The organism is Arcobacter siniprincipis (SeqCode) (assembly GCF_048571125.1).
GTDB lineage: Bacteria > Campylobacterota > Campylobacteria > Campylobacterales > Arcobacteraceae > Arcobacter > Arcobacter siniprincipis.
The window spans coordinates 2,435,075-2,447,259 of sequence record NZ_CP182343.1 but is presented as its reverse complement, the minus strand read 5'-3'; the positions used below and the strand labels follow the sequence as shown (position 1 = coordinate 2,447,259).

Annotated in this window: 9 protein-coding genes; 6 read left to right on the top strand and 3 right to left on the bottom strand. The window is 30.2% G+C overall.

Translation table 11 applies throughout. From position 1 onward, the window contains the following. Nucleotides 1-73 precede the first annotated feature (73 nt). From purH to ACNI3D_RS12400, 5 genes are all read left to right on the top strand, one after another. The gene (gene purH / locus ACNI3D_RS12420; protein WP_419767221.1) at nt 74-1,606 is read left to right on the top strand and encodes a bifunctional phosphoribosylaminoimidazolecarboxamide formyltransferase/IMP cyclohydrolase; all 1,533 of its coding nucleotides are present in this window, start codon (nt 74-76) and stop codon (nt 1,604-1,606) included. Nucleotides 1,607-2,078: 472 nt separating this feature from the next. Further along, nucleotides 2,079-2,750 carry a hypothetical protein gene (locus ACNI3D_RS12415; protein ID WP_419767220.1) on the top strand — a complete coding sequence of 224 codons (672 nt, stop codon included), beginning with the start codon at nt 2,079-2,081 and terminating at the stop codon, nt 2,748-2,750. Between the two features lie 724 nt (nt 2,751-3,474). After that, nucleotides 3,475-3,909, top strand: a complete 435-nt coding sequence (locus tag ACNI3D_RS12410; RefSeq protein ID WP_419767219.1) for a hypothetical protein — start codon at nt 3,475-3,477, stop codon at nt 3,907-3,909. Between the two features lie 118 nt (nt 3,910-4,027). Continuing rightward, complete coding sequence (locus ACNI3D_RS12405; RefSeq protein ID WP_419767218.1) at nt 4,028-5,368, top strand: GntP family permease; 1,341 nt, start codon at nt 4,028-4,030, stop codon at nt 5,366-5,368. A 312-nt stretch (nt 5,369-5,680) separates the two neighbouring features. Next, nucleotides 5,681-6,139 carry a GNAT family N-acetyltransferase gene (locus ACNI3D_RS12400; RefSeq protein WP_419767217.1) on the top strand — a complete coding sequence of 153 codons (459 nt, stop codon included), beginning with the start codon at nt 5,681-5,683 and terminating at the stop codon, nt 6,137-6,139. A 49-nt stretch (nt 6,140-6,188) separates the two neighbouring features. On the opposite strand, the gene ACNI3D_RS12395 is transcribed toward ACNI3D_RS12400, so the two are convergent. From ACNI3D_RS12395 to ACNI3D_RS12385, 3 genes are all read right to left on the bottom strand, one after another. Further along, nucleotides 6,189-8,186, bottom strand: coding sequence for a BCCT family transporter (locus ACNI3D_RS12395; protein WP_013136191.1), 1,998 nt, complete (start codon nt 8,184-8,186; stop codon nt 6,189-6,191). Between the two features lie 97 nt (nt 8,187-8,283). After that, nucleotides 8,284-8,802 (bottom strand): hypothetical protein, encoded by a 519-nt coding sequence (locus ACNI3D_RS12390; protein WP_419767216.1) that lies wholly within the window; start codon nt 8,800-8,802, stop codon nt 8,284-8,286. A gap of 62 nt (nt 8,803-8,864) precedes the next feature. Continuing rightward, a complete protein-coding gene (locus ACNI3D_RS12385; protein ID WP_419767215.1) occupies nt 8,865-10,046 on the bottom strand; it encodes an NAD(P)/FAD-dependent oxidoreductase in 1,182 nt (393 codons plus the stop codon). 315 nt (nt 10,047-10,361) lie between these two features. Between ACNI3D_RS12385 and poxB the strand changes: the two genes are divergently transcribed. Next, complete coding sequence (gene poxB / locus ACNI3D_RS12380; RefSeq protein WP_129101813.1) at nt 10,362-12,086, top strand: ubiquinone-dependent pyruvate dehydrogenase; 1,725 nt, start codon at nt 10,362-10,364, stop codon at nt 12,084-12,086. Nucleotides 12,087-12,185 lie beyond the last annotated feature (99 nt).

The following is a 12,185-nucleotide window of genomic DNA, read 5'->3' as shown; positions in this document are numbered from 1 at the left end:
GTTTTATGCAAAGCAACTCCTAATTACTTTTTTTGTATAATCACGAAAAATTATAAACGACAGAGGAATTAATTTGAGAGCATTAATCAGTGTTAGCGATAAAAGTGGTGTTGAGAATTTTGCAAAAGAGTTAGTAAAATTAGGTTACGAGATAATTAGTACAGGTGGTACTTATAAAGCTTTACAAAATGCAGGAATAGCAGTAATAGAAGCAAACGAAGTTACAAAATTCCCAGAGTGTTTTGAAGGAAGGGTAAAAACTTTAAACCCATATATTCATGGTGGAATTTTACATAGAAGAGACAAACAATCTCACTTAGATCAAGCAAAAGAATTAGGTGTTGAAGGTATTGATTTAGTATGTGTTAACCTGTATCCATTTAAAGCAACTATTGAAAAAACTGATGACTTTGAAGAGATTATAGAAAACATTGATATCGGTGGTCCAGCGATGGTTAGAAGTGCTGCAAAAAACCATGATAGCGTTATTATTGTAACTGATGTTGTTGATTATGACTTAGTATTAAACAATCTTAAAAATGACACAAATACTCAAGAGTTCAGAAGAGATATGATGATAAAAGCATATGAGCATACAGCTGCCTATGATGCTATGATTGCAAACTATATGAACAAAAGATTCAACAATGGAATGGGTGCAAAACAATTCATCGTAGGTGAAAAAGTATTTGATACAAGATATGGGGAAAACCCACACCAAAAAGGTGCATTATATGAGTTTGATAAACACCTATCAAATAAATTTATCACTTTAAAAGGTGAAGCAAGTTTTAACAACATGGGAGATATTTCAGGAGCTGCAAAAATAGCATCAGCATTTGGAACTGACAATGCAGTATGTATAGTAAAACACGGAAATCCATGTGGTTTTGCTATCAAAGATACTCTTTTAGAATCTTATACAGAAGCACTAAGATGTGACCCAATCTCAGCATTTGGTGGAGTAGTTGCAGTAAATGGTGTAGTTGATTTAGACCTAGCTGTTAAAATGAATGAAATCTTCTTAGAAGTAGTATTTGCAGCAGACTTCACTCTTGAAGCTGAGCAAGAATTAAACAAAAAGAAAAGAATCAAACTATTCAAACAAGGAACATCTAAACTTGAAATGGCAAATGATGCTTTCAACTTCAAAATAGTTGATGGTGGATTTGTTTATCAAGATGCTGATAAAGTAGAAGATGATGAGGTAAGAAACTCAGAACTAAAATCAAAAAGAGAAGCAAGCGAACAAGAAGTAAAAGATATGGAAATCGCATATAAAGTAGCAAGCTTAACAAAATCAAACTGTGTAGTATACGTGAAAAACTCAGCTATGGTAGCAGTTGGTATGGGTATGACAAGTAGAGTAGACGCAGCAAAAGCAGCTTTACGAAAAGCAGAAGATTTAGGTATAGATGTAACAGGTTCAGTTCTAGCATCTGAAGCATTCTTCCCATTTAGAGATAGTATCGATGAAGCAAATAAAGCCGGTGTAAAATGTGTAATTGAACCAGGTGGAAGTATTAGAGATGATGAGATTATTGAGGCGGCTGATGAGTATGATATGTCTTTATACTTTAGCGGTAAAAGACATTTCTTACACTAAGAAAGATTGATTCTAAAAGCAATCTTTCTTCATAACTCTGCGTTAGAGATAATTTCATTCTAGTCACTTACTTCAAGTAAGCTCCTACGAATAAAATTATCTCTGCCTTGATTTATTTTAAAATCTCGCTCTTATAATCAATCTTTTGTAGATTGCTTTAATAATAAAATTCATTATAGTAACAATACATTTTGTTAAACTATTACGATTTTTGTTTAATATATATACATTTTGATAAGCTATTAAGGATATACGTCAATAATCTAACATAAAAAGTATATAAAAAGTTCAGAAATATTGTAAAATATATTACAAAATGAAATGTTCTTATTTAAAAGAGCTTATTTTAGATATTTTCTTATCTTTAATAGGCTAACATCATAAGTGTAAAACTATTACGTAGTTTTAGATGTAAGGAATACATAATGTATTACTAATAAATAGTTATGATACATAAAGGAAAATTACTGAGATGATATACGATAAAGGTGAAGTAATTGATTATATTTGGCAATATTCAAAATATTATGGAAATTTATTAATATCTTGTGAAGAACTTTCAAAAGAAAAAAATTTAAATGGTCATGCTTCACTTATATATTTATTTAACATACTAGAAAATATAATTAAATCCCAAATACATGATTATGATGCTAGTTTTGTTAAAGCTATAGATAAACTAAAATCTGAAAATTATATCAATAATATAGAATGTGAGTTTTTGAATAATAAAGACAATGGTATAAGAAAAATTAGAAATTTACTTGCTCATGCAAATTTATCAAAATATAATATCATTTTTTTATCTGAAGATAAAGAATTACTATATCCATTAACAGAAAATGAAACAAGTATAAAATTTTATGATTTGATATCAAAAATAATATTTAATTTAATGTTGAAAATAATTAGTTCTAATTTAATTATTCCAATTAGTGTAAATATAGACAAAGAAATAGAAAAATTTAACATTACTATTAAAGAAATTACCGCGGAAAAACTGTTAGAATATAAAGGCATTGACTATAAAACATTAAAAGGATGGAATGAGATGCCAGAAATTGAAAAATATAGAATGGCGGAGAACACATCGGATGTTAATCACTATGTTCAATTATTTCAAATGATGGGTTTAAAAAAGTAGTTATCATAACAAATCATAGCACACTAATAAAGTATCTACGGCACTTTATTAGTGTATTCAAACGTTAGATGTATAAGAAAAAATTCCGGTGACAGGATACTTATTTAATTAATGAGATATGCCAATGTTTTTTATAAACACCTAAAGGTATTTGCCTCTCTTACTTTGTGTGGACAAAGTAAGCCTTGTACTTGCACTCTCTTTGTGAAAACCACCAATGGCTACAAAGCCCTTCGGATTCCTTCAGTTATTATTTTTAATTTGTTTATACTTGTAACTTTTATCTAGTAAATTTACAAATGATAGTTTGAACTATAGGAATTTCTTTCTGCCTTTGATGAAGCTGGAAGTTAGATGTTTATTTTCGGTAAAGCCCGAAACTGCTTGAACGTTAAGAAGAGTGCTAAATGCACTCTTTAGTGAGTTTTGCAGGGCAGAAAATAAATATTTAACTGGAAGGAAGCTTTTCCTTCATCAATTCGGCAGTCTTTTTTGCTTACTTTTTCGAGACCAAAAAGTAAGAGAAGCGAAGAAGTTTACCTCTTCAAGAGAACAAAATATATAATAAAGAAAAGCTCTAAGTTATAACTTTTCCTAAAAAGAATAAATATACTGAATAAATTATTTAAAGAGAAGATATACACTATTTTGTTAGAATAATGCATGTTTTAACTACAGAAATTTTAAATAAAACACTCAAATAAAATCTTGACATAGGACACAAATGAATTTATTTTTTAAAATAGTTTTTTTCATAATTGTATACTTTATTATAACTATATTATTAAGTGGTGATTATGGAGATGATTCAAAAGCTATTCTCTCTTTATTTGTTATAAGCTGTCTTATATCGCTTTTTGTAAGAATTTTTTTGAAAAATAACAAACACTCTATTAAAATTGCTTTTTTCTTAATAGTTTTGGTAAATATACTATTTTTAATAAATGCAACAGGTTGGAATGAAGGAACAATGTCTGGAACTGGTTATATTATTCCTTATTTTCAATACATAAGCGATTGGTTATATGGGATCTTACTTATTTCTGCTTTTATGGCTTTTACTCCAATATTATTATATTTTATTCTTATATATTCAATTGTTGTATTTTTTTGTAGAATAAAGAATCAAAAACCAAAAGAAATAATTTCTAAAAATTAAAATACATTTGCATTTTAAATCTAAAAATTTTACTTTTTTTTGTTATACTTTTTTGTTATATTAATTTTAAAAATTAAAAATAATTTAAGAACATATTCTTAAATACAAAAGGGGTTTTATGTTAGTAGTTATTTTATTACTTGCTGTTATTTTTATTGTTCTTGCTACAAGCAAGTGGAAATTACATCCATTTATTGCTTTGTTAATTGCAGCATATGGTATCGCAATCAGTGTTGGTATGGGCTACAATGAAATTGCAAGTACTATGACCAAAGGCTTTGGTGGAATATTAGCTTATATTGGTATTGTGATTGTTCTTGGAACTATTATTGGAGTAATACTTGAAAAAAGTGGTGCTGCAATTAAAATGGCAAATGTTATTTTAAAAATTGTTGGAAAGAAAAGACCTGTATTAGCCATGTCAGTAATTGGATATATTGTTTCTATTCCTGTTTTTTGTGATAGTGGATTTGTAATTTTAAATGCTTTAAAACGCTCTATGGTTAAGCAATTACAAGTTTCAGGTGTTGCTATGAGTGTCGCTTTGGCAACTGGACTTTTCGCAACTCATACTTTAGTTCCTCCAACACCTGGTCCTATTGCAGCAGCAGGTAATTTGATGGTTGATAACTTAGGACTTGTAATTATCTTTGGTATTTTTATATCTATTATAACAATGCTTGCAGGATATTTTTGGGCTTTGCGTTCTGGAAAAATCTATAAAAGTGGAGAAGATACTCTTGTGGATTTGGAAAAGGATAGTGAAGTTATTGAAAAATATGGAGAATTGCCAAGTGCTTTTAAATCATTTGCACCTATTTTTATTCCAATTCTTTTAATGGCATTAGCTAGTATAATAAAACTTGTTTTTAAAGATATGAGTGAAACTTCTATTTATAAATTATTTATATTTTTAGGGAATCCTACAAATGCTTTATTTATAGGTTTATTATTTGCTACGATGCTTTTACCAAAATTTGATGAAGAGAGATTGTCAGGTTGGGTAGGTGAAGGGATTAAAAATGCAGGTGAGATTTTAATTATTACAGGTGCAGGTGGAGCTTTAGGGGCTGTGTTAAAAGCAAGTGGGATAGGAGCATATTTAGGTGATGTTCTTCAAACCCTAAGTTTAGGTATTCTTGTTCCTTTTATTATTGCAGCCGCTTTAAAATCAGCTCAAGGTTCATCAACAACCGCATTAGTTGTAACTTCTACTATAATTTATCCTTTACTTGCAAGTCTAGGTTTAGATAGTGAACTTGGAAAAGTATTAACAGTAATGGCAATTGGGGCAGGAGCAATGACTGTAAGTCATGCAAATGATAGTTTCTTTTGGGTTGTATCAAGATTTAGTCAAATGGATGTAGCAACTGCATATAAAGCATATACTACAGCTACTTTACTTCAAGGTCTTGTAACTATTGCTATTGTTTATTTATTAGCTGGAATTTTACTTTAATTTATAACTTCTCTAAAATATAGGTACTTAAAAAGTATCTATATCAAGTACTCTCATAAACACCTAAATCTTCTTGTTTTTGCTTACTTTTCGTCAATACATATCGGAACGAAGTGACTAAATACTGAAAGGTAAAAATAAGAGAATAGGAGAACTTGTTCTTTAAGAGAGTAGAGTAAAAATAAAATATAAACCTGTGAACAAGATACTAATCAATATTGTATATCAATAAGGGTATTTATAGTCTATAGTTGCTAAACTTATCGATATTTATAACTAGTAATTAAAAGTATTAATAGGAGATAATAATTAATGAAATTGGATTTTAAGTGGTCGCGATTAGAGTCTTTAAGCGCTTTGGAATTATTTGAAATAATCAAAGCACGTGAATCAGTATTTGTTGTAGAACAACAATGTCCTTACCAAGAAACTGATGATATGGATCTTCATTCATGGCATCTTTCTGTTTTTTTAAATGGTGAATTAGCTGCATATGTTCGAGTTGTTGATTCTGGGGTTAAATATGTACAACCCTCTATTGGTCGTGTTATGACTTTAGAAAAATTTAGAAATTTGAAAATTGGACGTTCCTTAATGAATGAAGCAGTTCGCTTCACAGAAGAGCAATTTCCAGAAATGGGTATTAAAATCGGCGCTCAAGTTTATTTACAAAAATTTTATGAATCATTAGGATTTGAAGCTATAACTGAACCATACGATGAAGATGGGATTCCTCATATAGATATGATTAGAACATCAGCAAAAATATAATGAAAGTTTTAATAAACCAACAGCCTTAAAAGCTATTGGCTTAAATTTTTTAATCTATAGGTATAACAGGATTTAGTCCTGCAGTAATATGTAAAAAGTGTCTGTGTTTTTCAAACTGATCAATAATATCACTTGCAACTACATCCATCTCATATCCATAAATATCATAGGCTTTATTCCCATCTTGTAAGTAAACTTCTGCTCTAGCGTATTTCTTTTGTTCATGATTTGGATTAAGTATTTCAGGAAATGCATATGTTGGTGTATCATATCTACTAAATCTTACTTCATAAGTAAAGTCTAAATCACCATTGTGTTCTACCGTTAAAATAGAAACACTTTTTTCTTTATTATTGGTAACTTCTACATTCCAACCATGTCTTTCAAGCTCTTCTTCTACATTTTTCATAGCAGTAATTACATCTTCATTGATATATCTTCGTGTTTCATCTGGCGTTGGAAATTCAATAAGTCTTGAAAGTCTATTTTGCCAAGTTCCAGATACCTCTCCATGTCGTCCTGCATTCATATGATGTTGAAGTGAGTCGTACCGAATAGATTCTAAATGTAAGGCTTTATAAAGTCCCCAACATGCAATAAGCATAATAATAGCAAAGGGTAAAGCAATAACAATAGAAGCTGCTTGTAAAGCTCCTAATCCACCAGCTATTAATAATGCTGCTGCAACAACACCTTCAAGTACTGCCCAAAATATTCTTTGCCATACAGGATTATTTTCTCTTCCTCCACTTGAAATAGTATCAACTACCAATGAACCTGAATCTGAAGAAGTTACAAAGAAAGTAATAACTAATATAATAGCAAGGATTGAAATAACACTAGAAAAAGGGAAGTGTTCTAAAAATTTAAATAAGGCAGTTGCAACATCTGCTGATACAGCTGAACTTAGACTAGTAAATCCTTCTTTCATAATTGAATGCAATGCACTATTACCAAAAACTGTCATCCAAACTAAAGTAAATCCAACAGGAACAAATAAAACACCAAGAACAAACTCTCTTATAGTTCTACCTCTTGAAACTCGTGCAATAAACATCCCAACAAAAGGTGCCCATGCAATCCACCAAGCCCAATAAAAGAATGTCCAAGATCCCATCCATTTTGTATCTAGATAAATGTATTGGTTGAAAGTCATTTGTACAATATGAGATAAATAATTTCCTATATTTTGAACTAATGCTCCAAGTAAAAAGAAGCTTGGACCTGCTAAAAATACAAATAAAACAAGTGCTAATGCAAGGTAAAGGTTTAATTCAGATAATCGTTTAATCCCTCCATCAAGTCCCAAAACAACAGAAACTGTTGCCATAGTTGTAATAATAGCAATTAAAATAATTTGTGTTGTAAGTCCAACAGGAATACCGAAAATATAATTAAGTCCAGCATTGACTTGTAGTACTCCTAGTCCTAATGAGGTAGCAACCCCAAAAACAGTTCCAAGTATTGCAATTGTATCAACTGTATGTCCTATTTTCCCATAAATCTTCTCTCCTATCAATGGATAAAGAGCTGATCTAATAGATAGAGGTAATCCATGTCTAAAAGAAAAATACGCTAGTACTAAACCAACAACAGCATATATTGCCCAAGCATGTAATCCCCAGTGAAAAAAAGTGATTCGCATAGCTTGTTTAGCAGCTTCAATTGTCTCTTTGTCACCAACAGGAGGTGCTCCATAGTGCATAACAGGTTCTGCTACACCCCAAAACATCAATCCAATTCCCATACCTGCACTAAAAAGCATAGCAAACCATGAAATATGACTATAGGCAGGTTTTGATTGGTCAGGCCCTAATTTAAATCTTCCAAAAGGAGATATTGCAAGAAAGATTACAAATATAGCAAAAATTCCAACACTAAGCATATAAAGCCAACCAAATTTATCTGCTATGAAATGTTTCACTCCATTAAAAGTTTCACCTGCTACTTGAGGCATTGTCATTGCAAATATCACAAGTATTGCAATAATAGCAACCGAGGGATAAAATACTGGTTTTAAAATAGTTGAGTTTTTTTCATTTTTCATTATTCTCCTTTATAAAAAATGCATTATATCTTATCTATTTATGATATCGCTAAAATGGGGAAATTTACACAGATCAGTAATTTGTATATCTATTTTATCAATTCCTTTTTTCACCCCTTTGAGACCAAACATATTGAGTATCTTTTTTCACTTTTGAGTAAAATAATTCTCCTGAATTTCTCCATGGGTCAAGAACTATTCCATCACTAAAGTTACAATCTTTGCAGGTAACTACCAAAGTGGTGTGTTCTCTCCAATAGTCACCAATATTTGCTCCACCTATATAATAATCAAAGCTTTTTAAATCTAAACTTTTCGCATGTTTTAGCATGTCATATGCAAATTGCCAGCATAAGCCTTTATCTTTTATTCCGATATTTACTAAAAAGTTTTGAAATAGAGGAGGGCTTACTAAATCGTATGATTCTTTTAAAAATAGTGATTGTTTAAACATTTCAGAAGAGAGGATTTTAGCTTCTTTTTTATTTACTTTATTACTTAAAGAGGATAATAAAACAGATAAGTTATCTTTAGTTAGTTTTTTCTCAACTTGAGTATTAGATACACTACAACCTATAAATAAGACGGCTAACAGTACAGTAATTATATATTTCATGAAAAAAGTATAGCTTATTAGGCTATATTTTTTCATAAAAGTTCAAGGTATGCTTGAACTTTTTACATTCCAGGTATTCTAGGTATTTTACCAAGCTTAGTATTTCGACAATATACTCCCCAACCTTTTTTAAGCCAGTGACCAAATATAGGCATAGGAAGCATAAATGCTTTTTTTTCATCCCTATAAACAAAGGCTGCTCCATTGCCTGTATCCATCACACAAAGTATATTTAAGTGTTCATGGTATCCTTTGAAGTTGGTTTTATTTTGTTCTCTTTGATTTATATTATGTGCAGCATTTTTTGCCATAACTTCGGCAACATGACCTTGTTTTGCTCTCCAGTCATAACCTTCTAAGGAAGCTACATCACCAATGGCATAAATGTTACTTAAACTTCCATCTTTATTTAGAACACAAGAAAAATCATCTGTTTTAATAAATCCAGCATCATTTGTCGGCAGATCAGATTTTTTGATAACTTTGTGACCATCTCCTGCTGATATAAACATCACCAAGTCAGCTTCTAATTTACTCTCATCTTCAAAAATTACACCATCAACCTCAAAATGGCTAATTTTCTTTCCAAAGTGTTTTTTTATATTTAGCTTGCCAAACATAGTCTCCATCATTTTAAGGGCATTTTTTCCCATGCGTTTTCCAGGTTCTTCCATAGGTGCAAAAAATGTTAATTCAAATCTATCTCTTATTCCTTTTTTCTTAAGCAAATTGTGAACATTAAAAAGTAACTCAAAGGCAGGACCTCCTCTAACAGCAGAACTATCTTTTGGATTACCTCCAAAACCCATTGCTATTTTTCCACTTTCTTTTTCTATAAGTGAGTCTAATGCATCTCTTATATCAAGTGCTTGGGTTGGTTTTCCACAAATAGAAAGAGTATGCTCTACACCTTTTGGTTTCATTTTTGATGCTCCTATTGCAATAATAAGATAATCGTAATCATCAAGAACTTTACCACTTTTTAAAGTGACACTATTATTCTGTTTTGATATTTCATAAACTCCATCAATTACAAGTTTAAAACCATGTGCCTTTTGAAGTTCATTTAAATCAATGCAAGTTTCTTTAAATGCAATTTCATGGGTTGGAATCCAAATAGAAGTTGGGTATATAAAGAAATAGTCTCTATCACTTACTAATGTAACATCATAATTCATTTTTTTAAGGTGAGATGCTGCATCAATCCCAGCAAAACCACCTCCTAGTATAAGTATTTTTTTCATTTTTTTTAATTCCATTATAATTATAATTTATATTACTATTATAAATATTAAACAATTATAAAATTTATTATAAGAAATAATTATAAGTATAAATTATATTATTTATTTAATATTAATAATAAGTTTTTTCTATTCTTAAAGATTAAATAATTAAAAGGTGTGTAATTAAAAGGGCTTGGAGAGTTTAAAATATGAAAAAAGTTATGAATATGCCTTTGAAAATAAATTCCAAAATTACAATAAATAGTTAAATAAAAATAAAAATAAAAAGATTATAATGAGCATATGTCAATAATTATTTAAAAGGATTTTTTTATGAATGATAGTATAGCAATGTATTTCGCAAAACTTTTAGCAAAAGTTGGTATTAAAAGAATATGGGGAATCACAGGTGATTCTTTAAATGGACTAAGTGATAGTTTGGAAAAATTAGCACAGATTGAGTGGATAGGTACAAGACATGAAGAAACAGCTGCTTTTGCAGCTGGTGCTGATGCAAAAGTTAGTGGCAAGATAGCAGTTTGTGCTGGTTCCTCTGGACCTGGGAATTTACACCTTATAAATGGCCTTTTTGATTGTCAAAGAAAAGGAGTTCCTATTTTAGCAATTGCTTCTCACATCCCATCAACTGAAATAGGTAGTGGTTATTTTCAAGAAACACATCCAGAAAATTTATTCAAAGAGTGTAGTGTTTTTTGTGAGTTAGTTTCAAACCCTGAACAAATGCCCCATATCTTAGAAACTGCAATTAGACAAGCTATTTTGAAAAATGGTGTTAGTGTAATTGTCATTCCCGGTGATATTATGTTAAAACCAATGCCTCAGAGTTCAAAGTTGTTATGGAATGAACCAAATTTGCCAAAAGTACTAGCAGATGAGGGAGATATAATTGAATTAGCAAAAATTTTAAATGAAAATAAAAAAATTACTTTTATGTGTGGAGCAGGGTGTAAGGATGCACATGATGAGGTAGTTAAATTAGCCCAACTTTTAAATGCACCAGTTGTTCATGCTCTTGGTGGGAAAGAGTATATAGAAGGCAATAACCCAAATAGCGTTGGAATGACAGGACTTATAGGATATGAATCAGGCTATTATGCTATGGAAAACTCTGATGTATTACTTATTTTGGGTTCAGCTTTCCCTTATAAATCTTTTTATCCACAAAATGCAAAAATAGTTCAAATTGATATAAAACCTGAAGCAATTGGACGACATACTCAAGTTGACTTAGGTCTAGTAGGTGACATAAAATCGAGCTTGGAAATGTTAATACCAAGAATTCATAGAAAAGAAGATAACACTTTTTTAAAAAGTGCACTAAAACATTATAAAGGTACAGTTGAAAATTTTGATAAATTAGCAAGTGGAAATAGTAAGTTTGGATTAATACATCCCCAATATTTAACGAAACTTATTGATAAACATGCAAGTGATGATGCAATATTTACTTGTGATGTGGGAACACCTACTGTTTGGGCAGCAAGATATTTAACTATGAATGGAAAAAGAAAGCTTATAGGATCTTTTAATCATGGTTCAATGGCTAGTGCTCTTCCTCAAGCAATTGGAGCAAAAGTAAGTTGTCCCAATAAAGAAGTCATTGCTTTATGTGGTGATGGAGGTTTTGCTATGCTTATGGGAGATTTTTTAACTCTTCTTCAACATAAAATAAAAGCAAAAATAGTTATTTATAATAATAGTTCATTGGGCTTTGTAGCCATTGAAATGAAAGCTGGTGGATATTTGTATGATAATACAGAATTAGAAAATCCTGATTTTTCTGCAATTGCAAAAGCAGTTGGAGTGAAAGGTTTTAGAGTTGAAGAACCAGAAGAATTAGAAAGTACAATAAAAGAGTTTTTACAATATGACGGAGCAGCACTTTTGGATGTTACAACAGCAAAACAAGAGTTAACAATGCCTCCTAAAATCAGTTTTGAAAGTGCAAAAGGATTTGGAATATATATGTTACGGGCAATAATTAATGGAAAAGGTGATGAATTAATTGAAGTTGCAAAAGATAATATATTAAGATAAAATTTCTTATTTGAATAAAATTTGTAGAGGATAGTGTAAAATAATATAAACAATTAGTGGAATATTTTACACTTTATTACTTTCTAATCATATATCTAC

Bases quoted from the DNA above. Each gene is read 5' to 3' on its own strand.
- ACNI3D_RS12405 (WP_419767218.1), top strand. From the start codon at position 4,028: ATGTTAGTAGTTATTTTATTACTTGCTGTTATTTTTATTGTTCTTGCT.
- ACNI3D_RS12390 (WP_419767216.1), bottom strand. From the start codon at position 8,802: ATGAAATATATAATTACTGTACTGTTAGCCGTCTTATTTATAGGTTGT.
- ACNI3D_RS12395 (WP_013136191.1), bottom strand. From the start codon at position 8,186: ATGAAAAATGAAAAAAACTCAACTATTTTAAAACCAGTATTTTATCCC.
- ACNI3D_RS12415 (WP_419767220.1), top strand. From the start codon at position 2,079: ATGATATACGATAAAGGTGAAGTAATTGATTATATTTGGCAATATTCA.
- poxB (WP_129101813.1), top strand. From the start codon at position 10,362: ATGAATGATAGTATAGCAATGTATTTCGCAAAACTTTTAGCAAAAGTT.
- ACNI3D_RS12410 (WP_419767219.1), top strand. From the start codon at position 3,475: ATGAATTTATTTTTTAAAATAGTTTTTTTCATAATTGTATACTTTATT.
- ACNI3D_RS12385 (WP_419767215.1), bottom strand. From the start codon at position 10,046: ATGAAAAAAATACTTATACTAGGAGGTGGTTTTGCTGGGATTGATGCA.
- ACNI3D_RS12400 (WP_419767217.1), top strand. From the start codon at position 5,681: ATGAAATTGGATTTTAAGTGGTCGCGATTAGAGTCTTTAAGCGCTTTG.